The 22907-nt window shown below is 74.3% G+C and carries 19 protein-coding genes and 1 pseudogene; 12 read left to right on the top strand and 8 right to left on the bottom strand.

Features of this window, described 5'->3' with window-relative positions; genetic code table 11:
* Positions 1 to 11 precede the first annotated feature (11 nt).
* The 3 genes from ACIGG8_RS09655 to ACIGG8_RS09665 form a co-directional block, all read right to left on the bottom strand.
* Positions 12 to 773, bottom strand: coding sequence for an SDR family NAD(P)-dependent oxidoreductase (locus tag ACIGG8_RS09655; RefSeq protein WP_396546724.1), 762 nt, complete (start codon positions 771 to 773; stop codon positions 12 to 14).
* A complete protein-coding gene (locus tag ACIGG8_RS09660) occupies positions 770 to 2209 on the bottom strand; it encodes an MFS transporter (RefSeq protein ID WP_396546726.1) in 1440 nt (479 codons plus the stop codon). Before ACIGG8_RS09660 ends, ACIGG8_RS09655 begins: the two co-directional genes overlap by 4 nt.
* 158 nt (positions 2210 to 2367) lie before the next feature.
* Positions 2368 to 2955: a TetR/AcrR family transcriptional regulator gene (locus ACIGG8_RS09665; RefSeq protein ID WP_396546728.1), complete on the bottom strand. Its 588-nt coding sequence runs from the start codon at positions 2953 to 2955 to the stop codon at positions 2368 to 2370.
* A 148-nt stretch (positions 2956 to 3103) separates the two neighbouring features.
* On the opposite strand from ACIGG8_RS09665, the gene ACIGG8_RS09670 reads away from it, so the two are divergent.
* A complete protein-coding gene (locus ACIGG8_RS09670; protein ID WP_396546730.1) occupies positions 3104 to 3574 on the top strand; it encodes a DoxX family protein in 471 nt (156 codons plus the stop codon).
* An 86-nt stretch (positions 3575 to 3660) separates the two neighbouring features.
* On the opposite strand, the gene ACIGG8_RS09675 is transcribed toward ACIGG8_RS09670, so the two are convergent.
* Together ACIGG8_RS09675 and ACIGG8_RS09680 are read right to left on the bottom strand one after the other, a co-directional pair.
* Entirely contained in the window at positions 3661 to 3957 is a 297-nt protein-coding gene (locus ACIGG8_RS09675) for an MTH1187 family thiamine-binding protein (protein WP_396546732.1), read from the bottom strand.
* Positions 3958 to 4086: 129 nt separating this feature from the next.
* Positions 4087 to 5577: a SulP family inorganic anion transporter gene (locus ACIGG8_RS09680; protein ID WP_396546768.1), complete on the bottom strand. Its 1491-nt coding sequence runs from the start codon at positions 5575 to 5577 to the stop codon at positions 4087 to 4089.
* A gap of 801 nt (positions 5578 to 6378) precedes the next feature.
* Between ACIGG8_RS09680 and gcl the strand changes: the two genes are divergently transcribed.
* The 3 genes from gcl to ACIGG8_RS09695 all read left to right on the top strand — a co-directional run bounded on the left by gcl (position 6379) and on the right by ACIGG8_RS09695 (position 10880).
* A complete protein-coding gene (gene gcl, locus ACIGG8_RS09685) occupies positions 6379 to 8160 on the top strand; it encodes a glyoxylate carboligase (RefSeq protein ID WP_396546734.1) in 1782 nt (593 codons plus the stop codon).
* A 145-nt stretch (positions 8161 to 8305) separates the two neighbouring features.
* Positions 8306 to 8794, top strand: a complete 489-nt coding sequence (locus ACIGG8_RS09690; protein WP_396546736.1) for a glutathione peroxidase — start codon at positions 8306 to 8308, stop codon at positions 8792 to 8794.
* Between the two features lie 292 nt (positions 8795 to 9086).
* Positions 9087 to 10880, top strand: coding sequence for a serine/threonine-protein kinase (locus ACIGG8_RS09695; RefSeq protein ID WP_396546738.1), 1794 nt, complete (start codon positions 9087 to 9089; stop codon positions 10878 to 10880).
* 71 nt (positions 10881 to 10951) lie between these two features.
* Here the strand turns inward: ACIGG8_RS09695 and ACIGG8_RS09700 are convergent, their stop codons facing one another.
* Positions 10952 to 11581, bottom strand: coding sequence for a TetR/AcrR family transcriptional regulator (locus tag ACIGG8_RS09700; protein ID WP_396546740.1), 630 nt, complete (start codon positions 11579 to 11581; stop codon positions 10952 to 10954).
* Between the two features lie 432 nt (positions 11582 to 12013).
* Between ACIGG8_RS09700 and ACIGG8_RS09705 the strand changes: the two genes are divergently transcribed.
* The gene (locus ACIGG8_RS09705) at positions 12014 to 12442 is read left to right on the top strand and encodes a nuclear transport factor 2 family protein (protein WP_350526374.1); all 429 of its coding nucleotides are present in this window, start codon (positions 12014 to 12016) and stop codon (positions 12440 to 12442) included.
* A gap of 358 nt (positions 12443 to 12800) precedes the next feature.
* Positions 12801 to 13949, top strand: a complete 1149-nt coding sequence (locus tag ACIGG8_RS09710; protein ID WP_396546770.1) for a metallophosphoesterase — start codon at positions 12801 to 12803, stop codon at positions 13947 to 13949.
* Positions 13950 to 14004: 55 nt separating this feature from the next.
* Here ACIGG8_RS09710 and ACIGG8_RS09715 read toward each other — a convergent pair whose 3' ends face one another.
* Complete coding sequence (locus ACIGG8_RS09715) at positions 14005 to 14928, bottom strand: LysR substrate-binding domain-containing protein (RefSeq protein ID WP_350526375.1); 924 nt, start codon at positions 14926 to 14928, stop codon at positions 14005 to 14007.
* Between the two features lie 96 nt (positions 14929 to 15024).
* Here ACIGG8_RS09715 and ACIGG8_RS09720 point away from each other — a divergent pair, with 96 nt between their 5' ends.
* The 4 genes from ACIGG8_RS09720 (at position 15025) to ACIGG8_RS09735 (ending at position 19061) form a co-directional block, all read left to right on the top strand.
* Entirely contained in the window at positions 15025 to 15729 is a 705-nt protein-coding gene (locus tag ACIGG8_RS09720; protein WP_396546742.1) for a succinate dehydrogenase cytochrome b subunit, read from the top strand.
* Positions 15726 to 17669: a fumarate reductase/succinate dehydrogenase flavoprotein subunit gene (locus tag ACIGG8_RS09725; RefSeq protein WP_396546743.1), complete on the top strand. Its 1944-nt coding sequence runs from the start codon at positions 15726 to 15728 to the stop codon at positions 17667 to 17669. Before ACIGG8_RS09720 ends, ACIGG8_RS09725 begins: the two co-directional genes overlap by 4 nt.
* Positions 17666 to 18403, top strand: a complete 738-nt coding sequence (locus ACIGG8_RS09730) for a succinate dehydrogenase/fumarate reductase iron-sulfur subunit (RefSeq protein WP_396546744.1) — start codon at positions 17666 to 17668, stop codon at positions 18401 to 18403. Before ACIGG8_RS09725 ends, ACIGG8_RS09730 begins: the two co-directional genes overlap by 4 nt.
* A 352-nt stretch (positions 18404 to 18755) precedes the next feature.
* Positions 18756 to 19061 (top strand): hypothetical protein, encoded by a 306-nt coding sequence (locus tag ACIGG8_RS09735; RefSeq protein WP_350526379.1) that lies wholly within the window; start codon positions 18756 to 18758, stop codon positions 19059 to 19061.
* A gap of 10 nt (positions 19062 to 19071) precedes the next feature.
* On the opposite strand, the gene ACIGG8_RS09740 is transcribed toward ACIGG8_RS09735, so the two are convergent.
* Positions 19072 to 20010 carry a DUF2797 domain-containing protein gene (locus ACIGG8_RS09740; RefSeq protein WP_396546746.1) on the bottom strand — a complete coding sequence of 313 codons (939 nt, stop codon included), beginning with the start codon at positions 20008 to 20010 and terminating at the stop codon, positions 19072 to 19074.
* Between the two features lie 387 nt (positions 20011 to 20397).
* Between ACIGG8_RS09740 and ACIGG8_RS09745 the strand changes: the two genes are divergently transcribed.
* Together ACIGG8_RS09745 and ACIGG8_RS09750 are read left to right on the top strand one after the other, a co-directional pair.
* On the top strand, positions 20398 to 22545 hold the full coding sequence (locus tag ACIGG8_RS09745; RefSeq protein ID WP_396546747.1) for a restriction endonuclease: 2148 nt from the start codon (positions 20398 to 20400) through the stop codon (positions 22543 to 22545).
* Positions 22546 to 22802: 257 nt separating this feature from the next.
* Positions 22803 to 22907: pseudogene (locus ACIGG8_RS09750) on the top strand (ABC transporter ATP-binding protein); the annotation flags it as partial.

Consider the following 22907-nt stretch of genomic DNA (forward strand, 5'->3'; position numbering starts at 1 on the left):
GCCCGCACGGCTCAGGCGCTGGAGCCGCCGTCCAGGACGAGGTCGCTGCCGACGGTGTAGCCCGCCTCCTCCGAGGCCAGGTACAGCACCGCGGCGGCCACCTCCTCCACGGCGCCGGCCCGGCCGACCGGGATGTCGTTCCGCATCCGCTCGGCCTTGTCGGCGGCGCTCTCGCCGGGCCGGCCCGACATGGGGGTGTCCACCGCGCCGGGGCTCACCGTGTTGATCCGCACGCCGTCGGCGATGTGGTCGAGCGCGGCGGCGCGGGTCAGCGCGGTGACGGCGGCCTTGCTGGCGGCGTAGGCCCCGACCCCCGCGACCCGCCGGTGGGCGCCCAGGTTGGACGACACGTTGACGATCGCGCCGCCGCCGTGCGCCCGCAGGTGGCCGATCTGGTGCTTCATGGCGAGCAGCGTGCCGGTGACGTTGATGCCGATCAGCCGCTGCCACTCGGCCTCGTCGATGTCGGCGACCGGGCCGAGCGCGCCGATCACCCCGGCGTTGTTGACGGCGACGTCCAGCCCGCCGAACTGCTCGACGGTCTCGCGGACCAGGCGGGCGGCGTCCTCGCCGTTCGTGACGTCGCCGGTCAGCGCGACCGCCTTGCCGCCGGCCTGCTCGATCAGCTCGACGGTCTCGGTGAGCGGGGCGGCCGTCCGGCCCGCGACGGCGACCCGGGCGCCCTCCCGGGCGAAGGCGAGCGCGATGGCCCGCCCGATGCCGCTGCCGCCGCCGGTGACCAGGACGGACTTGTCGGCGAAACGCGTGGTCATGAGGTGAACTCCTCGATCTGGTTGGTGGGTTCTGGTGCTGTGGTGGTCAGGGGTTCCGCCGCGGTGGCGGACCGGGGCAGGGTGGCGACCGCGACGGCGGTGAGCGCCAGGCCGAGGGCGCCCGCGGCGAAGGCCGCGGCGTAGCCTCCGACCACGCTCGGGCGGGTGGCGGCGAGCGACATCAGGGCCGCCGGTCCGGCGGTCGGGCCGAGTTCCATGGCCGTGTTGAACACGCCGGCGGCCAGGCCGGTGCGCTCGGGCCCGACCCCGCCGGTGGCGAGGACGGCCGCTCCGGCGAAGGCGGCGGCGGCTCCGGCGGGCAGCAGGAGCAGTCCGGGCAGCAGCCCGGCGGCGTACCCGCTGCCCGGGGTGAGCCCGGCGAGCAGGCCGAGTCCGGCGCCCGCCACGGCAAGCCCGCCGGCGGTGACCGGCACCGGCCCGTTCCGCAGGACCAGCAGGGCCGCCAGGCGCCCGGACAGCAGCAGGACGGCCGCGTACGGCAGGAAGGCGGCGGAGGTGGCGGCGGCGCTCCAGCCGCGCAGCTGCTGGAGGTAGAGCGAGAGCAGGACGAAGGTCAGCGCGGTGCCGGCGGCGGTCGCCATGACGGCGGCGAGGGCGGTGCCGCGGCGCCGGTCGGCCAGGAAGCCGGGCGGCAACAGGGGGTCGGCGGTGCGGCGTTCGGCGGCGGCGAAGGCGAGCAGCAGGGCGAGCCCGGCGGGCAGCGGCCCGTACACCTCGGGGCTGGTCCAGCCGTGGTCGGTGGACGCCACCAGGGCGTAGCTCACCGCGCAGACGGCGGTGGCGGCCAGGAGCGCGCCGCGCAGGTCCAGGGCCGGGCGGCGCCCGGCGGGGGCGGCGGCGGGCAGTGTGCCGCAGCGGACGAGTCCGGCGACTGCGGCCAGCACGGGCACGGCGAACAGCCAGCGCCAGGAGACCGCGGCCGCGACCGCGCCCGACACCACGCTGCCGACCGTCGCGCCGAGCACCGACAGGCCGCCCCAGGTGGCCATCGCCCGCCGGTAGGCGGCGGGTTCGGGGTGCAGCGCACGGACCACCGCCACCGCCGCGGGCGCCGTGAGGGCCGCGCCGGCGCCCTGGACGAGGCGGCTCGCCAGCAGGACGGGGTAGTCGGGTGCGAGGGCACAGGCGATGGAGGAGACGGCGAGCAATAGCAGGCCACAGCGGAGCATCCGGCGGCCGCCGTGGCGGTCGGTGAGCCGGCCGCCGAGCAGCAGCAGCGAGCTGAAGGTCAGCCCGTACGCGGCGCTGAGCAGCAGCACCCCGGACGGCCCGAGCCCGAACTCGCGGGCCACCAGCGGCAGCGGCACGGTGAGGACCATGATCGTGAAGATCAGCACCGCCTGCACGACGCCGAGCAGCGCGAAGCCGGACCGGCCTGCCGGACCGCCGCGCATGCGCCCCCCTGTGACACCCATGAGCCCCCTCCTATAACGATCGTTCGGTTCAGAATCGGGGCAGCAGAGTCCGTCCGACCGGGCCTTCGAACCTCTCGTCAGTCCCGGCCCGGGCAGCATCGATCCCGGTCGGGCACCGTCAGCCCCCGTCAAGCAGCGCCAGTCCCCGTCAAGCGGTGTCAGTCCCGGTCCAGCAGCGTCAAGGCCTGCTCGGCGGCATCCCCCACCCGGGCCGCGCCGTCGGCGGTCTTGCCCATCACCCGCATGCCCTGCATCAGCACCATCAGCAGCCGGGCGAGCGCCCGGGGCTCACGCCCGGCGGGCAGTTCGCCCTGAGCGTCGGCCCGCACCAGGGCGGCGGTGAGGACCGTCTCCAGATGGCCGAGACTGGCGCCCACCCGACGGGCCGCCGAGGGGTCGTGCGGGGCGAGCTCGACGGCGGTGTTCGTGACGAAGCAGCCGCGCTCCCGCCCGTCCCCGGCCGACTCCGCCGCGTACCGGCGGACCATCGCCCGCACGGCCGGCAGCACCGGGCCGGGCTGGGACAGTTCCGCCAGCAGGACCGGATCGGTCTGCTCGGCGTACCGCTCCAGCGCCCGCAGGTACAGCTCGTGCTTGCTCCCGAAGGTCGCGTAGATGCTGGCCCGGCCGATGCCGAGACCCTCGACCAGGTCGGCCATCGAGGTGGCCTCGTAGCCGCGCCGCCAGAACAGCTCCAGGGCCGCCTGCAGCGCCGCGTCCGGGTCGAATTCCTTCGTTCGCGCCATGTCCCACACGCTAGCCGTTTCCAGAACGATCAGTCAAGAAACGGTGAGCGCCGACCGCAGTCGATACCTGACGGAGCATTGCCAAGTGGACTAGACCAAGGCTACCCTTACCGCCCCATCCCTCCTTCCCCCACAGGAGGCGTTCCGCATGTCCGCTCACGTCCCCACCACCCCCCGCGAAGCCGTCGAGACGGCCCGGCCGCTGGTGCTGACGGCCTATCGGATCGTCGTCGGCCTGCTCTTCGCCTGCCACGGCGCCGCCTCGCTCTTCGGCGTCCTCGGCGGCGCCAAGGCCGGCGGCACCGTCCCGCTCGGCCAGTGGCCCGGCTGGTGGGCCGCGCTGATCCAGCTGGTCGGCGGCGTCCTGGTGCTGCTCGGTGCCGGCACCCGGACGGCCGCCCTGCTCTGCTCCGGCTCGATGGCCTACGCCTACTTCACCGTCCACCAGGAGCACGCGCTGCTGCCGCTGCAGAACGGCGGCGAGGCCTCGGTCATGTTCTGCTGGGCGTTCCTGGCCATCGCGGTGCTCGGCTCCGGCCCGTACGCCCTGGACCGGCTGCTCACCCGCCCGCCCGTGGCCGGCCCGGCCGAACCGGCCGCCCAGCCGACCTCGGGCTGACCCCGGCGCGCCGAGCGCGGCACGCCCGAACCCGGCGGGCCGACCCGGGCGAACCGCGCTCGGCGGCCGCGCTCGGCGGGCTGCGCTCAGCCCTCCGCGAGGTGCCGCTCGACCGAGGCGACCTTGGCGGTGAGGCCGTCGGTGACCCCGGCCCGGTCGTCGATCTTGATGACCGTGCTCACCCGGTTGCTGTGGGCCTTCACCGCCTCGATCGCCTCCTTGATCACCGGCATCACCTCGTCCCACTCCCCCTCGATGCTGGTGAACATCGCGTCCGTGCGGTTGGGCAGCCCGCTCGCCCGGACCACCCGGACGGCGGCGGCCACCGCCTCCCCCACGTCCTCGCCGATCCCCAGCGGGGTCACCGAAAAGGCTGCGACCACAGTTCCACGCTCCTCGCGTCCACGGGGCACCGGTGGTCGAGCCGGGCCGGCCCGGCTCGACCCGAATCGGCTCGACCTGACCCGGGTCACCCCGACCCGGGTCGGGCACCAGGCTAGACGGACGCCCCGTCAGACCACCGAAGGCAGCGGCGGTTCGACGGCCAGCGGCGCGGTGGAGCGGGCCCGGTGCTGGGCGGCCCAGGAGGCGAGGGCGACGGCGCAGGCGTGGTCCAGGTGGCGCAGCCCGGACCAGTCCAGCTCGACCGGCCGGTCGTCCGGCAGCCGTTCCAGGGTGTCCAGCAGCCTGGGCAGCCTCAGGAAGGTGGCGTTGCCGCTCAGCCGGACCCGGTGCAGCGCCGGGCCGTTCGGCGGCACCAGCTCCTCCACCGCGATCTGCAGGTGCGAGGTCTGCCAGGCGGACTTGACCACCGCCAGCCCGACGCCGATCAGCACCCCTTCGAACAGGTCGGTGGTGATGATCGCGACCGCCGTCACCACGAGCACCAGCGCCTCGCCCCGGTGGCCGCGGCAGAGCGCGACGATCCGGCGCAGCGGGACGAGCTTGGCACCGGCGTGGACCAGGACGGCGGCCAGTGCGGTGAGCGGGACGAGTCCGAGCACCCCGGGCAGCAGAGCGGTGAACAGCAGCAGCCAGAACCCGTGCAGGAAGCGGGAGGCCTTGGTCCTCGCCCCGGCCTGGACGTTGGTGGCGCTGCGGACGATCACCGCGGTCATCGGCAGCGCGCCGAGCAGTCCGCAGACGGTGTTGCCGACGCCCTGGGCGGTGAGCTCGCGGTCGTAGTCGGTGCGCGGTCCGTGGTGCATCCGGTCGACGGCGGCGGCGCTGAACAGCGTCTCGGCGGAGGCGATCAGGGTGAAGGCGACGACCGTGCCGATCCCGGCGGTGCCGGCGAGGGCGCCCAGCGCGTCGCGATCGGGCAGCCGGACGACGTCGAGCAGGCCGGCGACCCGGATCCGGGCGACGGGCAGGTCGGCCGCGGAGGTGACGGCGGCGGCGAGGCCGACGGCGGCCAGCGGCGCGGGGAGGGCGCGGGCGGCGCGCTCCGGCAGGTACTTCCAGCCGACCAGCACCAGCAGCGTGCCGAGACCGAGGGCAACGGCGCCGGGGTCGGCCGCAGTGGTGACGACGTCCTTCAGCAGGGCGGGCAGCCCGGCGATCTTCTCCGGCCCGGTGGCCGGGGCGCGGCGGTCGGCGAGCGCGTAGAGCTGGCCGAAGACGAGGGTCAGCCCGATGCCGGCCAGCATGCCGTGCACCACCGAGGCGGACATCGCGCGGAACCAGCGGCCGAGCCGCAGGGCGCCCATCGTGAGCTGGAGCAGGCCGGTGGCGAGCACCAGCAGGCCCAGGGCGCCGGCGCCGAACTCCCGGACGGCGTCGGCGACCAGCACGGTCAGTCCGGCCGCGGGTCCGCTCACCTGGAGGCTGCTGCCGGGCAGGGCGCCGACCACCAGGCCGCCGACGATGCCGGTGACCAGGCCGAGTTCGGCCGGCACGCCGGAGGCGAGGGCCACCCCGACGCAGAGCGGGAGGGCGACCAGGAAGACCACCAGGGAGGCGGGCAGGTCCCGGCGCCAGGGCACGGCGCGCAGCGCGGCGATCGGGGACCGGGCCGGGCCCGGCGGCGCGTTCTTCCGGGGGCGGCCCGGCGGGCCCTCGCTCCCGTGCGGCGGGCGGTTCACCCGGTCACCACCGGGGGTCGGGCAGGGGTGCAGCAGCGCATGGGGACGTTCCTTCCGCGCGCCCGCCGCTGCGGGCACGCCGTTGCGGTACGGGGGTTGCCGTACGAGGAGGGTCGCCGTACGGGGTCGGCGTACCGCTCACTCACCCGCCCGCCCGCGCACGGGTCGCCGGTCGGCAGGGGATGTGCGCCGGACCGGGAGCGGGGACGGCGGAGAGTGACGGGACGACGGCGGGTGGCGGCACGGCGGCGAGTGGGGGTCGGCGCGGTCAGGGGGTGCGTCCCTCACTCGGGTGCGGCGGACCGGGCGCGCTGGTCCTGGACGGGGCCGCCGACGGAGCTCCCCCGTCCCCCGGCGTTCCCGAACCCCCCTGCCGCGGCCTCAGTTGGACGTCACGGGCCCGGCGTGCCACCGACGGTACCCAGGGCGGCGGGGCGGGCCGACTCGTGCACCGTCCCTTCACGGTCACTGCACACCGGGTGCGCTTCCCGGCGCGGAACGTCCGCTTCCCCGCGCACACCAGCGCGGATCCCGCCCTGGCGTGCGAATCCGCCCGCACCGACCCCGCGCCCCGGGGCTTCCACATTCTGTTGAAGTCCCCCTTGACGCCCGAGGAGCCCCGTCCTACCTTGTTTCCACATACAGAAACCGTTCTTCCGTATGGTGGAATTCAGGAGATGAGCCCTCCGAGCCACTGCGGGCCGACGCAGGAGAGACCCGATGCCTCGTATGACAGCCGCCCGCGCGGCCGTGGAGATCCTCAAGCTCGAAGGCGTTGAGGTCGCGTTCGGTGTGCCGGGCGCAGCCATCAACCCGTTCTACGCCGCCCTCAAGGCCTCCGGCGGGATCCGGCACACACTGGCCCGGCACGTCGAGGGCGCCTCCCACATGGCCGAGGGCTACACCCGCGCCAAGGCCGGGAACATCGGAGTCTGCATCGGCACCTCCGGCCCGGCCGGCACCGACATGATCACCGGCCTGTACTCGGCCATCGCCGACTCGATCCCGATCCTGTGCATCACCGGCCAGGCGCCCGTCGCGCGGCTGCACAAGGAGGACTTCCAGGCCGTCGACATCGCCTCGATCGCCAGGCCGGTCACCAAGGCCGCGACCACCGTGCTGGAGGCCGCGCAGGTCCCCGGCGTGTTCCAGCAGGCCTTCCACCTGATGCGCTCCGGCCGCCCCGGCCCGGTCCTGATCGACCTGCCGATCGACGTCCAGCTGACCGAGATCGACTTCGACCCCGAGGCCTACCAGCCGCTCCCGGTCCACAAGCCGGCCGCCAACCGGGTCCAGGTCGAGAAGGCCATCGCGCTGCTCCAGGAGTCGGAGCGCCCGCTGATCGTGGCCGGCGGCGGCGTCATCAACGCCGACGCCTCCGCGCTGCTGCTGGAGTTCGCCGAGCTGACCGGCGTCCCGGTGATCCCGACCCTGATGGGCTGGGGCATCGTCCCGGACGACCACGAGCTGAACGCCGGCATGGTCGGCCTGCAGACCTCGCACCGCTACGGCAACGAGAACTTCCTCGCCTCCGACTTCGTCCTCGGCATCGGCAACCGCTGGGCCAACCGCCACACCGGCGGCCTGGACGTCTACACCGCCGGCCGGAAGTTCGTCCACGTCGACGTCGAGCCCACCCAGATCGGCAGGATCTTCGCCCCGGACCTCGGCATCGCCTCCGACGCCAAGGCCGCGCTGGAGCTCTTCGTCCAGGTGGCCGGCGAGCTCAAGGCCGCCGGGCAGCTCAAGGACCGCAGCGCGTGGGCCGCCTCCACCCAGGAGCGCAAGGCCACGCTGCAGCGCCGCACCCACTTCGACGACGTGCCGCTGAAGCCGCAGCGCGTCTACGAGGAGATGAACCGGGCCTTCGGGCCGGAGACCCGCTACGTCACCACCATCGGCCTCTCCCAGATCGCCGGCGCGCAGATGCTGCACGTCTACAAGCCCCGGCACTGGATCAACTGCGGCCAGGCCGGCCCGCTCGGCTGGACCATCCCGGCCGCGCTCGGCGTCGCCACCGCCGACCCCGAGGGCCAGATCGTCGCGCTCTCCGGCGACTACGACTTCCAATTCATGATCGAGGAGCTGGCGGTCGGCGCGCAGCACCGGATCCCGTACGTCCACGTGCTGGTCAACAACTCGTACCTGGGCCTGATCCGCCAGGCGCAGCGCAACTTCGACATCGACTTCCAGGTCAAGCTGGAGTTCGAGAACATCAACGCGCCGGAGCTGGGCGTCTACGGCGTCGACCACGTCAAGGTCGCCGAGGGCCTGGGCTGCAAGGCGATCCGGGTCACCGAGCCGGAGGGCCTGCTGCCGGCCTTCGAGGAGGCCAAGAAGCTGGCCGCCGAGTTCCGGGTCCCGGTGGTGGTCGAGGCGATCCTGGAGCGGGTCACCAACATCGCGATGAGCGGTAGCGACATCGACAAGGTCAACGAGTTCGAGGAGCTCGCCACCCTGCCCGAGCACGCGCCGACGGCGATCCGGCCGCTCGCGCTCTGACCTGCCGCGAAGGGGGCGTGCGAGCCGCTCCGCACACCCCCTTCGCGTCCGGAACACCGGCGGCGCCGACACGGTTGACCCGTCCGGGGCCGCTACCGTGTGCCCGGGCGGAAACCGCTGCCAACCTGCCGAAAGGACCACCACCGTGAGCCTGTACGACATCCCGCTGCGCTCCCTCACCGGCGAGCCCACCTCGCTGGCCGACCACAAGGGCAAGGCGCTGCTGATCGTCAACGTCGCCTCCAAGTGCGGCCTGACCCCGCAGTACGCCGGGCTGGAGCGCCTGCAGGAGCGCTACGCCGGGCGCGGGTTCACCGTGCTGGGCTTCCCGTGCAACCAGTTCGCCGGGCAGGAGCCGGGCAGCGCCGAGGAGATCGGGACCTTCTGCTCCACCACGTACGGCGTGACCTTCCCGCTGTTCGAGAAGATCGAGGTCAACGGCGACGACCGGCACCCGCTGTACCAGCAGCTGACCCAGGTCGCCGACGCCGAGGGCCAGGCCGGGGACGTCTCCTGGAACTTCGAGAAGTTCCTGATCTCGCCGGACGGCACCGTCGCCGCCCGGATCCGGCCGCGCGTCGAGCCGGAGTCGGAGGAGCTGATCGCCGCACTGGAGGCCGTTCTGCCGGCCTGATCAGCGGCCGCTCTGCCGGCCTGATCACCCGCCGGACCGGAGGCCCGGGGCACCGCAGCCCCGGGCCTCCGGCGTTCCGTGGCCGCGATGACGGGGGCGCGGTCCGCGGTCCGCGGCGGGGGCGACGGATGCGGGCCGACACCCCGGGGTCGACACATATGGGTGTGCTGTGCTCATCTGACGATCATTTCGTGATCGCGATTCCGTCCCACGGGTGGTCCCGGACCGATAGCGTCTGGTCCGGACGCGTGAGGTGGGGACGGCCGCGCCGGGCGTCGAGGGGAGCGTGGGCATGCAGCCGCTGGCAGCGGACGATCCGCGGCAGGTGGGCGAGTACCGGCTGCTGCGGCAGCTCGGCGCGGGCGGGATGGGCCGGGTCTACCTCGGCCGGACCGCGGGCGGGCGGACCGTCGCCGTCAAGATGGTCCGTCGCGACCTGGCCGAGGACCCCGAGTTCCGCGCCCGGTTCCGTCAGGAGGTGGCGGCCGCCCGACGGGTCGGCGGCACCTGGACGCCACCGGTCCTCGACGCGGACACCGACGGCGGGCAGCTCTGGGTGGCCACCGGCTACGTCGCCGGGCCCCCGCTCACCACCGCCGTACGGGACTTCGGACCACTGCCCGAGCCGGCCGTCCGCACCCTCGGCGTCGGCCTCGCCGAGGCGCTCGCCCATGTGCACGGCCTCGGGCTGGTGCACCGGGACGTCAAACCGTCGAACGTGCTGCTGACCCTGGACGGGCCGCGGCTGATCGACTTCGGCATCGCCCGCGCGCTGGACGCCACCACCGTGCTCACCCAGTCCGGCCAGGTGTTCGGCTCGCCGGGCTTCATGTCGCCGGAGCAGGCGAGCGGGCGGCCCGCCGGACCGGCCGGCGACGTCTTCTCGCTCGGCGCGGTGCTCGCGTTCGCGGCGACCGGCACGATGCCGTTCGGCTCCGGGGTCGGCGCGCCGGTCCTGGTCTACCGGGTGCTGCACGAGGAGCCCGACCTCTCCGGACTGACCGGCCCGCTGCACTCCCTCGTCCGTGACTGCCTGGCCAAGGACCCGTCCGTCCGCCCGACACCCGGACAGCTGCGGCAACGGCTGGACCTCGACGGCACGGCCGCCGCCCGCCTGGGGCACGGGGACTGGCTGCCGGCCGCGCTGGCGGCGGCGGTCGGGCGCAGTGCCGTGCGGCTGCTGGACCTGGAGGGGGAACAGGAGGCCGGGGCACCCCGTGAGGCAGCGGCGGTGCGGGGGGTGGCGGCGGCCCGGACGGCCGAGGCGGCGAAGGCGGCACCCGGCGGGGGCGGCGTGCCCGCTGCGCCCGGGTTCGGTCCGCCGCCTCCGCCGGGCTACGGCCCGCCGACCGCAGGACCGGTCAGGCCGGTCGGCGCATACCCGTCGGCACCGGTCCCCGCACCGGTCCCCGCACCGGTCCCGATGCCGTCCGCACCGGCCACGGTGCCGGGCTACCCGCAGCGGCCACGCGGCCGGCGGAGCTACGGCGTGCTGACGTCCGTGCTGGTCGCCGTACTGCTGCTGGGCGGCGGATACCTGCTGGTCGAGCAGTGGCTGGAGAACGGCCGGCCGGACGCCGCGAAGAACGCCGGGCGGACCGCCCAGGCCGGGGGCACGACGGCGCCTTCCGCCCCGGCCTCGAAGAGCCCCGAGCAGCCGACCGGCGACCGCACCGACCCGGCCGAGGACAGCCCCTCGCCCGGCGCGAGCCCCACCGACCCGGGGCCGGGCATCATCCCCGCGAAGTACCTCGGGACGTGGGTCGGCGAGCGCAAGGCCGCCAACGGGGACGTCACCTCCGTCACCCTCACCATCGTCCAGTCGGCGCCGAGTGAGGAGAAGAGCAGGATCCGCGCCGAGACGCCGAAGACCGGCACCTGGTGCGAAGGCGCCTGGACGCTCACCGATGCCGACGAGAGCCGGGTCTCCTACGCCTCCCGGGCGACCGGCTCCTCGCCCGGTTCGGACTGCATGTCCGACCGGTCGATCTACCGGCTGATCACGATGCAGTCGGACGGCACGCTCCACTACAGCACGGACCTGCTCAAGCCGGACCAGTACCTGGTGCTGCGGAAGAAGGGCTGAGCAGCGCGGGACTTCCGATCCCCGTCGGGCGCCGGGCCGTTACGGGCCCCGTCAGGCCGGTTCGGGCGCCGTCAGGCCGGTTCGGGCCGCGGGGCGAACAGGCCGAGGCGCGCCCCGGCCAGGGCGCTGGCGGCGGCCAGGTCCGCGTCGGCCTCGGTGAGGGTGTCGGCCATGACCAGGGCGCGGTAGTACAGCGGGCCGGCGACGTGCTTGGCGAGCAGGGCGGTGTCGGTGCCCGGCGGGAGGTCGCCACGGCCGACGGCGGCCTGCACGACGGGGTCGATCCGGGCGATCCGGGCGGCGAAGAAGCGGTCGACGAGCGCCCTGATCTCCGCCGAGGCGTGGCCGCCGGAGACCAGCGCGCGTACCGTCGCGATCCCGGCCCGGCCGGCCATCGCCGCGACGAAGTCCCGGGCGACGGCGCGCATCGACCCGTCGAGGTCGGCGGTGTCGGGCAGCAGCCGGAACGTCGGGTCCAGGACGTCCTCCAGGGCGGCCGCCACCAGGTTGCCCTTGGTCCCCCAGCGCCGGTAGACGGTCGTCTTGTGCACCCCGGCGCGGTCGGCCACGGCCTCGGCGCTGAACCGGTCGAAGCCCTGCTCGGCCAGCTCCTGCAGCGCGGCCGCGAACACCGCGGCCCGGGTCCGGGCCGTACGGCCTCCGGGCCTGACGTCGCCCCACCCGGCCGTGTCCGCCCCCATCGCCTCAACTTCCCCGTCGCGGTAGTCGGTTGCGCTTGATTCTGCCGGTCTGCAAGACTTCCCGAGCATAACGCAACCGCTTGTTGCTTTAGTGGGCGTATGCATTGCCGACCTGGCCTTCTACGGGGGGATTGCCATGTTCGACGGGCTGTGCCACTCATTCCGGTTCTTCCGGTTGTTCCATCACGCGCCCGCGACCGCGGTTCTCCGCATCGACCCCGTCCTCGGCGCCGCCGGCCCGCAGCACGTGCCGACCGGCCGGCTCACGGCCCCCGGCACGGCCGCCTAGGGACCTCAGCCCGAAGGCACGAAGCCCGAAGGCAAGAAGCTCGGAGTCAGGAGGCCCGGAGGCCCGCCGGGTCCGCCCGGTCGGGGACCGGCAGCCTCGATCACGTCATGGAACACTCCGCACTACCTCAAGGAAGCGCCATCGTGTCCAGCACCAACCCGAAGATCGCGGCCATCAGCACGTTCTTCGCCGCCTACGCCGCCTACGACTTCGACGGCATGCGGGAAGTCCTCACCGACGACATCGAGTGGACGATCCCCGGCCACCACGCACTGTCCGGCACCAAGCGCGGCGTGGAGGAGGTCGTGGCCTTCTTCAACCAGTTGGGCAAGGCCGGGTTCCAGGCCGAGCCGCTGTTCCTGGAGGCCAACGACGAGTACGTGGTCGACATCCACCGCGGCTTCTCCACCCAGGGGGTCGGCCAGGTCGACACCATGTGGGCGCTCGTCTGGCACTTCAACGCCGACGGCAAGGTGGACCGGGTGCACAACCTGTCCGGCGACCAGCACCAGATGGACGCCTTCGTGTGGGCCAACTACACCCTGGCGCCGATCCCCGACCGGCTCGCCTGAGGCCGGCGGGCGCGACGGCCCGGCGCGTCGAGCGGCCCGGGCCGTCGCCGCCCCCTGCACAGGAAGCCGGCCCGTCCGTCGACGGGGACCGGCCCGTCCCCCGTCGGCCGACCCGGCCGCGCGGGCCCGCGGACCCGGACGGTCACCCCGCCCACGGCGTGCCGGATGATGGAGGACGGGGACAGGACGTGAGAGGGGAAGCGCAGTGACGGACAGCGAATCCATCGGGTCGGAGCCGGGCCTCCGGTCGCACCGCGGAGGACCGGACACCCTCGCGACCGCCACCCGGCCCGAGGCCCCGGCCGCGCCCGCCGCGGGTGCGGCGGACCGGAGCGGGAGCGCGCGGCCGCGGAGGTCGCTGCTGCGGCGGCTGGCCGTCCTGGTCCTCGTCCTCGTGGTCCTGTGCCTCCCGCCGTGGTGGACGCTGTTCGCCTCCGGCGCCGACTGGCCGTTGCCGGTCTTCCTGGCCGGCACGGCCGTGTTCGCCGCCTGGCTGCTCTCCTTCCCCTTCCTGATGGTCGCGGGCCACGGCCGGCGGCGCTCCGACCGGGCCGCGCGCATCGCGGACACCAGCCTCGGGATGATCTGGGTGCTGTTCACCTGGTCGGTGCTGGGCGGCTCGGTGGACCTCGTGCTGGCCGGACTCGACGTCGGCGGCGTCGGCCGGGCCAGGGCCGTGGCCGTGACCGTCGCCGTGGTCTGCGCCGGGCTCCTGGGCTGGGGACACCACGAGGCGATGCGCGTGCCCCGGGTGAAGCGGCTGGACGTCCGTCTCCCCCGACTCGGCAGGGCCCTGGACGGGACGCGTGTCGTGGTGCTGGCCGACACCCACTACGGGCCGATCGACCGGGCGGGCTGGTCGGCGCGGGTCACCGAGGCCGTCAACGCCCTCGACGCGGACGTCGTGGTCCACGCCGGCGACATCGCCGACGGCACGCCCGCCCAGCGCCGGGAGCAGTCCGCGCCGCTCGGCACGATCCGGGCCCGGCTGGCCAGGGTCTACGTCACCGGGAACCACGAGTACGGCAGCGAGGCCCAGGGCTGGCTGGACCGCATGGCGGACCTGGGCTGGGAGCCGCTGCACAACCGCCACGTCGTGGTGGAGCGCGGTGGGGACGCCCTCGTCCTCGCCGGCGTGGACGACGTGACGGCGGAGTCCTCCGGCCTGGCCGGACACCGCGCCGACCTGCTCGACGCGCTGGCGGGAGCGGACCCCGACCGTCCGGTCCTGCTCGTCGCCCACCAGCCCAAGTACGTCCCGCAGGCCGCTGCCGCCGGCATCGACCTGCAGGTCTCCGGCCACACCCACGGCGGCCAGATCTGGCCGTTCAACTTCCTCGTCCGGCTCGACCAGCCCGTGGTGCACGGCCTCAGCCGACACGGGGAGCGCACCCAGCTCTACACCAGCCGGGGCACCGGCTTCTGGGGGCCGCCCTTCCGGGTCTTCGCACCGAGCGAGATCACCCTGCTCACCCTGCGCTCCGGCGACGCGCCGACCCCCGACTGACGCGCCCGCCCGACACGCCCGCCTGACGGGCCGACCACCTCCTGACACGCCGCCCTCACGACAGCAACAGCCGGGTGCCCGGCGGGAGTTCGCCCGCCCGGGCGGCGTCGTGGAGGTGTGCCAGCAGGGTGGAGCGCAGCGCCTCGGCGGCGCGGGTGGGCGGCACCTCGTGGCCGTGCGCGACGGCGATGGTGCGGCCCAGGCCCGGCCCGGCGAACGGGGTGACCGCGAGGCCCGAACGGGCCGCCACCATGCCGGGAACGACGGCGGGCCCGATCCCGGCCCGGACGAAGCCCAGCACCGCGTCCATCTCCCCGCCCTCGACCGCGAACTCCGGCTCGAACCCGGCCGCCCGGCAGGCCGCCAGGGTCGCCTCCCGTACGTCGTAGCCCTCCCGGAACATCACCAGCGGCCGGTCCCGCAGCTCGGCCACCCGTGCCTTGCGCCGGGCGCGCCGCTCGGCGGAGACCAGTACCAGCTCCTCGTGCAGCAGCTCGGTGACGGCCAGGGCGGGCGCCTGTTCCCCGGTGGGCGGGGTGATGATCAGCGCGAGGTCCAGCTCGCCCGCCGCCAGTGAGCGGACCAGGTCGCGCGAGCCGCCCTCGCGGACCACCAGTGCCACGCCCGGGTAGCGGTCCCGGAAGACCCGCAGGACGTCCGGCACCAGGCTGGTGCACAGGCTCGGCGGTGCGCCGAGCCGGACCCTGCCGCGCCGCAGCTGCACCGTCTCCTGGACGGCCAGCCGGGCGCTCTCGGTGTCCGCGAGGATGCGCCGGGCCAGCGGCAGCAGGGCGTCCCCGGCGTCGGTCAGCGCGATGTTGCCCCGGGTGCGGTGGAACAGCTCGGCGCCCAACTCCCTTTCCAGCGAACGGATCTGTTGCGAGAGGGACGGCTGTGCCACGTGCGCGGCCTCGGCCGCCCGGGTGAAGTGGCGGGTCTCGGCCACGGCCAGGAAGTAGCGGAGTTGCTGGAGCTGCACCCGGCCAGGATAGGCCGCTCCGATAGCCGGTGCCTATCGTCGCGAGCCGCATCATGTCTTGGACGCACCCTGATGTCCGTCCCTACCGTTGCAGCCATGACAACCGCGACTCGGACGGGCCGGCATCCGTCCCCCCTGGCGACGCTGTGGCGGTCGACCGTCGGCAAGAAGGCGGTCATGGCCGTCACCGGACTGGTCATGCTGCTGTACCTGGTCGCGCACATGCTGGGCAACCTCAAGATCTTCTTCGGCCCGGACGACATCAACGGCTACGCCGCCTGGCTGCGCACCATCGGGCAGCCGTTCCTGGGCCACGCGTGGTTCCTGTGGATGGCCCGGGTCGGCCTGCTGGCCTCGGTCGTGCTGCACGGCGTCTCGGCCTACCAGCTCAGCCGCCGCGACCTCGCCGCCCGGCCGAGCAAGTACGCGCACAAGCGCCGCCGCGCGAGCTACGCGACCCGGACCATGCGCTGGGGCGGGGTGATCCTGGCGCTGTTCATCGTCTGGCACATCCTCGACCTGACCACGCTGACCGTGAACCCGGCCGCCGAGGAGGGCCACCCGTACCAGAACGTCGTCGCCTCGTTCGACCGCTGGTACGTCGACGTGTTCTACGTCGTCGCGATGCTGGCCGTCGGCCTGCACGTCCGGCACGGCTTCTGGAGCGCCGCGCAGACCCTCGGCGCCAACAACGCCCGCCGGGACCGGGCGCTGAAGCTGACCGCCAACGGCCTGGCGCTCGTGCTGACGGCCGGGTTCCTGTCCGTCCCCGTGGCCGTGATGACCGGAGTGGTGAAGTGAGCTACCAGGACTACACCGTCGGCGAGCCGATCGCCGACACCAGGGCCCCGGCCGGGCCGATCGAACAGCGCTGGGACCAGCGGCGGTTCGACGCCAAGCTGGTCAACCCGGCCAACCGGCGCAAGCACACCGTGATCGTCGTGGGTACCGGCCTGGCCGGCGGCGCCGCCGGCGCGACCCTCGCCGAACAGGGCTACCACGTCGTCCAGTTCTGCTACCAGGACTCCCCGCGCCGCGCCCACTCGATCGCCGCCCAGGGCGGCATCAACGCGGCCAAGAACTACCGCAACGACGGCGACTCGATCCGCCGGCTGTTCTACGACACCGTCAAGGGCGGTGACTTCCGCGCCCGGGAGTCCAACGTGCACCGGCTCGCCCAGGTGTCGGTGGAGATCATCGACCAGTGCGTGGCCCAGGGCGTGCCGTTCGCCCGCGAGTACGGCGGCCTGCTGGACACCCGCTCCTTCGGCGGCGTGCAGGTCTCGCGCACCTTCTACGCCCGCGGCCAGACCGGCCAGCAGCTGCTGCTCGGCGCCTACCAGGCGCTCTCCCGGCAGATCGCCGCCGGGAACGTGGAGATGCACCCGCGCACCGAGATGCTGGACCTGCTGGTCGTCGACGGCCGGGCCCGCGGCATCGTCGCCCGCGACCTGGTCACCGGTGACATCCGCAGCTACACGGCCGACGCCGTCGTCCTCGCCAGCGGCGGCTACGGCAACGTCTTCTACCTCTCCACCAACGCCAAGAACTCCAACGCCACCGCGATCTGGCGGGCGCACCGGCGCGGCGCGCACTTCGCCAACCCGTGCTTCACCCAGATCCACCCGACCTGCATCCCGCGCTCCGGCGACCACCAGTCCAAGCTCACCCTGATGAGCGAGTCGCTGCGCAACGACGGCCGGATCTGGGTGCCCAGGGCCCAGGGCGACACCAGGGCGCCGGCCGAGATCCCCGAGGAGGAGCGGGACTACTACCTGGAGCGGATCTACCCGTCCTTCGGCAACCTGGTGCCGCGCGACATCGCCTCCCGGGCCGCCAAGAACGTCTGCGACGAGGGCCGCGGCGTCGGCCCCGGCGGCCAGGGCGTCTACCTGGACTTCGCCGACGCGATCCGCCGGATGGGCCGGGACGCCGTCGAGGCCAGGTACGGCAACCTCTTCGAGATGTACGAGCGGATCACCGCCGAGGACCCGTACCGGGTGCCGATGCGGATCTACCCGGCGATCCACTACACGATGGGCGGGCTCTGGGTCGACTACGACCTGCAGACCACCGTCCCGGGCCTGTTCGCGATCGGGGAGGCCAACTTCTCCGACCACGGCGCCAACCGGCTCGGCGCCAGCGCCCTCATGCAGGGCCTCGCCGACGGCTACTTCGTGCTGCCGCCCACCCTCAACGACTACCTGGCCCGCAACCCGCTGCCCGCCGTGCCCGCCGACCACCCGGTACTCGCCGGGACCACGGCCGAGGTCGAGGACCGGCTCAACCTGATCCTCGCGGTGGACGGCGACCGCACCCCGGACTCCTTCCACCGGGAACTCGGCGAACTGCTCTGGGACGAGTGCGGGATGGCCCGCGACGCGGCCGGCCTGACCCGGGCCCTGGAGCGGATCCCGCAGCTGCGCGAGGAGTTCTGGCGCCGGATCAAGGTGCCGGGCACCGGGCAGGAGCTCAACCAGTCGCTGGAGAAGGCCAACCGGCTCGTCGACTACTTCGAGCTGGCCGAGCTGATGTGCCTGGACGCCCTGCACCGCGCCGAGTCCTGCGGCGGCCACTTCCGCACCGAGAGCCAGACCCCCGACGGCGAGGCCGCCCGGCGCGACGAGGAGTTCTCGTACGCCGCCGCCTGGGAGTTCACCGGCACCGGCGCGGCGCCCGTCCTCCACCGCGAGGCGCTCGACTTCGACCACGTCCACCCCACCCAGCGGAGCTACGCATGAACCTCACCCTGCGCATCTGGCGCCAGGCGGGCCCGGACGCACCCGGGTCGATGACCACCTACCGGGTCAGCGGGATCAGCCCGGACATGTCCTTCCTGGAGATGCTCGACACCCTCAACGAGGAGCTGATCACCCGCGGCGACCAGCCGGTCGCCTTCGACCACGACTGCCGCGAGGGCATCTGCGGCGCCTGCGGCATGGTCATCAACGGCCAGGCGCACGGCCCCGAGCGGACCACCACCTGCCAGCTGCACATGCGGCACTTCCGGGACGGCGACACCATCGACGTCGAGCCGTGGCGGGCCGCCGCCTTCCCGGTGGTCAAGGACCTGGTGGTGGACCGCTCGGCCTTCGACCGGATCATCGGCTCCGGCGGCTACATCACCGCCCCGACCGGCAGCGCCCCCGAGGCGCACGCCACGCCCGTGCCCAAGGAGGCCGCCGACACCGCCTTCGAACACGCCGAGTGCATCGGCTGCGGTGCCTGCGTGGCGGCCTGCCCGAACGGTTCGGCGATGCTCTTCACCTCCGCCAAGGTCGTCCACCTCAACGTGCTCCCGCAGGGCGCACCGGAACGGGGCTCCCGGGTGCGGAACATGGTCGCGGCGATGGACGCCGAGGGCTTCGGCGGCTGCACCAACACCGGCGAGTGCGCCACCGCCTGCCCCAAGGGGATCCCGCTGCCCAGCATCGCGGCGATGAACCGGGAGTTCCTGCGGGCCGCCCGCGGCTGACGCTCCCCCACACGCGGTCGGGACCACCGACCGTCGGCCCCTCGCGCTGGTGCTCGCGCGAGGGGCCGCCCCTGTCCGGTGGGGCGTGCGGCGCCATTTCGCGCTCCCCGTACGGGTGGTGGATCGTCGGGAGCGGTGCTCGTGGGCGGGAAATCGCGCTACGGTGGTGCTCCGCTACGGAGGGACGGCATATGCCCGAGGTTCAGTCCTGCTCCGGCTGCGGCGGGTCCGGGGGGACCCAGAAGACCGAGGCAACGGTCGAACTGGACGAGGAAGGGAGCATGGTGCCCAGGGTCCACGAATTCTGGTCGCCCTGCGGTCGGTGCCACGGATCCGGGACGGTGATCGTCGGATGAGGTTGGTCTTCGAGTGCGTCGAGTGCGGTGGGCACTACCTGCCGCCCGAGGAGATGGTGTACCCGGACGGGCCGGCCTCGCCGGTCTGGTGCACGGGCTGCCACAGCGCCAAGCGCGAGGCCGGTGTCCGGGAGGACCCGCTGCTCGCCCGCGTCGCCCTGGCCGCCGCCCGCGCCGCGCTCGCCCGGCGGGCCGCCGAGGCCGCCGACCAGGTCGTGCGCGGCGACGTCCGCCCGTCCCGGCCGCCGCTGTCGCGCCGGGCCCGCTCGGGGCCGGGCGGGTTGCGCAGCAAGCTGGGCTGACGCCGCCGGCTCAGAACAGCGCTTCCTGGGTGTCCGGCTCCGGCGGGCGGACGCGCTCCTGCAGGATCAGCCCCTCGGACGCCCGCCCGGCCACCGGCGTCAGCGTCCAGCCGGTGAGCCGCCGGGTGTCCAGCAGCAGCGGGCCGGAGCCGTCGGCCTGGTCGAGGAAGAGGTGCTTGCCGATCGGCGGCCGGAGCCGGCCCGCGATCACGGCGCCGTCGGCCAGACCGGCGATCTCCCGGTAGGACTCCGGGGCGCCGGCCGCCAGGCCGTAGCGCTCCACGTGGTCCACCACCGGACGGTCCGCGAGCAGCTCCACGGCGTGGCCGTCCAGCAGCCGGTGCGCCCGGGTGCGGGCCTCGGTGAGCACCGTACGGCGGTGCGGGACGTCGCCGTGCGACCACCAGTGCTCGGCCTTGAGCCGGGACTTGTACCGCTCACGGGCCAACCCCGACGCGGCGACGGTGAGTTCGGCGCGGCGCACGGCGGGCAGGCCGCCCCTGGCGGTGAACGCGTAGGCCAGCGCGCCCTGTTCGAGCAGTCGGCTGTCGCCGCGCTGCTCGGCGGTCAGGCCGACCTTCAGCAGGCCCTCGCCGAACCAGGCGAGGTAGAGCAGGTAGGTGCGGCCGTCGTCGAGGATCTGGTCCCGCGCCAGGGCGAGGCCGCGGTCCACGCTCTGGCATGCCGGGCACTGCGTCGCGCCGCCGTCCGGATCGATCACCGCGTGGTGCGGGCACGGGGTGCGCTCCGCCGCCCCGACCAGCCAGGCCCCGACGCAGCGGCGCGGCCCGCCGAGCAGCCAGCCGACCTCCGCGCCGGGCGTGACGGCGCGCTCGTGCACCCGGCTGCCGCGCACCGCGCCGAGCACGGCGCGGCCCGCCTGCCAGCCCAGGCCGGTGGAGACCCAGCCGGCGGGCCGTTCCGGCTGCTGCGGTGGGGGAATCGTCACGGGCATCCTTCCCTCTCGGAGCAGCGAGGTTACCCGCCGCCACCGACAAATCGCACCCGTCCCTCCCCCGGGCGGATCGGCGGGGACGGTGATGCCGTCGATGTCCGGGGCGACGCCCGTGTCGTCGGTGACGGTGATGCCGTCGATGTCCGGGGCGACGCCCGTGTCGTCGGTGACGGTGAGCGTGTTGCTGCCGGCAGCCGGTGTCAGCGGGAAGGTCCGGGTGCCGGGGTCGTCGAAGGAGCCGGTGGTGCCGGGTTCAGCAGCGCCGCCGCGGCTGCGACCCCGCAGGTCGCGGGCGCTTGGCCGGGTGGGGTGTCCGCGTTCTATTGTGGCGGGCGCGGTCGGTGGCGCCGCCGGGAGGCGGCGCGGACAGGAGGGGTGGACGTGGCGGGGCGGCGGAGCAGCGGGGTGCTGGCGATCTGGGCGGAGGCGCAGCGGCAGCAGCAGCGCCGGGAGGAGGCCCGGTGGCGTGCCGAGGCGGCGGAGGAGCGCCGGCGGGAGCGGGAGCAGCGCGAGGCGCAGCGGGCGACTGCCCGCAACGAGCGGGAGGCGCAGCGGGCGTACCAGCAGTCGCGGGAGGCCGAGGCGGCTCGGCGGACGGCCGAACTGGACGCCCGGGTGGAGGAGTTGAGGGGCCTGCTGGCGGCCGGGCTGGCCGCGCCGGCGTTCGGTCCGCAGGCGCTGTTGGCGCCGAGCGCGGTGCCGCCGTTCGATCCGGGGCCGCTGGGTGAGCCGGTGCCGATGCCGGACCAGGCGTCCGCCGCCTACTTCGTCCCGCCGCCGGATCCGGTGCAGGCCCGCAATCCGGGGGTGCGGCGCCAGTACGAGCAGTACCTGGCGCAGGCCCGGGCGCGGTTCGAGCAGGACTGGTACGCCGCGCAGGCCCGGGAGGCGGACCGGCAGCAGCGGCTGGCCGCGTACCACCGGGAGTACCTGGCCCGGGTGGAGCGCTTCCGCCGCGAGGACGAGGAGCGCGGCGCCCGGACCGAGGAGCTGTTGCGCCGGCTGCGGGCGGGCGAGCCGGAGGCGGTGCAGGAGTACTTCACGGCGGGCCTGTACGCCTCGGCGGCCTGGCCGGAGGGCTTCCCGCACCGGCTGGTGGCGGCCTTCGACGCGGCGGGCCGCCAGCTGGTGGTGAACTGGGAGCTGCCGGGGGCGGACGTGGTGCCGGCGGCCGGCCGGGTGCGGTACGTGAAGTCGGACGACCGCGAGGCCGAGGTGGCCCGCCCGGCGACGGAGCGCAAGGCGCTGTACCGGCAGGTCCTGGCGCAGTCGGCACTGCGGGTGGTGGCGGAGCTGTTCCGGGCGGACCGGGACGGGCTGCTGGACTCGGTGGTGCTGAACGGCTTCGTCCTCGGCATCGACCCGGCGACCGGCCGGGAGGCCGAGCGCTTCGTGTCGACGCTGACCGCGACCCGGGCCGGCGTCGCCGGGCTGGCGCTGGACCGGGTGGACGCGGTGGAGTGCTTCCAGGGCCTGGGCGGCCGGTTGTCGGCGCGCCCGGAGCGGCTGGACGAGGTCCGGCCGGACCGGCGGCCGGAGACGGTCGGCGGGAGCCTGGCCGGGCACGGCGGCGAGGGCGAGCCGGACCTCTTCGAGATGGATCCGCTGGACTTCGAGGACCTGATCGCCGAGCTGTTCCGGCTGCGCGGCTTCCGGGTGATGACGACGGCCCGCAGCGGCGACGTCGGGGTGGACGTGGTCGCCGAGGACCTGGACCAGGTGACCGGCGGCAAGATCGTGATCCAGGCGAAGCGCTACAAGAAGACCGTTCCGCCGACGGCCGTGCGCGACCTGGAGTCCACCGTGCGCCATCACGGCGCGATCAAGGGCATCCTGGTCACCACGGCTGGCTTCGGCCGCGGCTCGTACAGCTACATCGAGGGCAAGCCGTTGACCCTGGTGAGCGGCCCGGAGCTGGTCCAGCTGCTGGCCGAGCAGGGCCTGCGCGGCCGGCTCGGCGGGGGCGCCCCGGCAGCCGCGGGCGCCCGGCCGCAGGAGGCCGACCCGGCCGGGCGGGAGACCGCGCTCACGGTGAGCTGGCAGAGCCGGACGGCCGGCGGGGACGCGGTGGAGCTGGACGTCACCGCCTTCCTGTGCGCCGGGGGCCGGGTGCTCAGCGACGAGCACTTCGTGTTCTTCAACAGCCCGCAGGACCCGGACGGTGCGGTCCGGCTGCACCCGACCCGCTCGGTGCCGGGCGAGCCGACCCGGGCGGCCCGGCTGACCCTGGAGCTGCACCGGCTGCCGGCCGCGGTCGAGGAGGTGGTGGTCGCCGTCTCCACCGAGGAGGAGGAGCCGCCGGTGCTGCCGCTGGGGTACGTGCACGGGCTGGCGGTCGCCGCCTCGTACGGGCCGGGTGCGGCCGGTCCGGCGGACTGGGCGGGCACCACCGGCGGGGTGCCGGACAGTGCGATGGTGCTGGGTGCCTTCCGGCGTTCGGGCGGCGGCTGGGAGTTCAGCGCGTCCGGCCGGGCGGTGACGAACGGTCTGGCGGGGCTGGCGACGGCCTTCGGGGTCGCGGTGGAGTAGCGGCCCGGCGCCGGGCCGGACCCGGGCCGCGCCCCGGTCGGGACCGCCGGGATCGCCCGGCCGGGACGGCCGAAGGCTTCCGGCCGTGGCCCCGCCCCTGAGGGGTCCGGGTCATACCAGAGGAGGAGAGTGCCCCCGCCACCCCGCCGGGTCGGCGGGGGCCGACCGTCCGCTCGGCATACACGTCGCACAAGAACGCCTTGGGAGGATGGACTGGAGTCCGATTTTCCGTTTTTCATCCCCAGGAGTGAGTCCACGTGACGTTCCCCGCAACCGCCGTCCGTACCGGCCTGGCGGCCGCCCGCGCCACCGGCCTGAACAAGGTCTACGGGGAGGGGGAGACCCGCGTCGTCGCCCTCGAC

This window comes from Kitasatospora sp. NPDC085464 (genome assembly GCF_044541955.1).
Lineage (GTDB): Bacteria > Actinomycetota > Actinomycetes > Streptomycetales > Streptomycetaceae > Kitasatospora.

What these genes read in the sequence shown, in the direction of transcription:
- ACIGG8_RS09670 (WP_396546730.1), top strand. Translation starts at nt 3,104, where the DNA reads ATGTCCGCTCACGTCCCCACCACCCCCCGCGAAGCCGTCGAGACGGCC.
- ACIGG8_RS09665 (WP_396546728.1), bottom strand. Translation starts at nt 2,955, where the DNA reads ATGGCGCGAACGAAGGAATTCGACCCGGACGCGGCGCTGCAGGCGGCC.
- gcl (WP_396546734.1), top strand. Translation starts at nt 6,379, where the DNA reads ATGCCTCGTATGACAGCCGCCCGCGCGGCCGTGGAGATCCTCAAGCTC.
- ACIGG8_RS09720 (WP_396546742.1), top strand. Translation starts at nt 15,025, where the DNA reads ATGACAACCGCGACTCGGACGGGCCGGCATCCGTCCCCCCTGGCGACG.
- ACIGG8_RS09700 (WP_396546740.1), bottom strand. Translation starts at nt 11,581, where the DNA reads ATGGGGGCGGACACGGCCGGGTGGGGCGACGTCAGGCCCGGAGGCCGT.
- ACIGG8_RS09735 (WP_350526379.1), top strand. Translation starts at nt 18,756, where the DNA reads ATGAGGTTGGTCTTCGAGTGCGTCGAGTGCGGTGGGCACTACCTGCCG.
- ACIGG8_RS09660 (WP_396546726.1), bottom strand. Translation starts at nt 2,209, where the DNA reads ATGGGTGTCACAGGGGGGCGCATGCGCGGCGGTCCGGCAGGCCGGTCC.
- ACIGG8_RS09730 (WP_396546744.1), top strand. Translation starts at nt 17,666, where the DNA reads ATGAACCTCACCCTGCGCATCTGGCGCCAGGCGGGCCCGGACGCACCC.
- ACIGG8_RS09655 (WP_396546724.1), bottom strand. Translation starts at nt 773, where the DNA reads ATGACCACGCGTTTCGCCGACAAGTCCGTCCTGGTCACCGGCGGCGGC.
- ACIGG8_RS09695 (WP_396546738.1), top strand. Translation starts at nt 9,087, where the DNA reads ATGCAGCCGCTGGCAGCGGACGATCCGCGGCAGGTGGGCGAGTACCGG.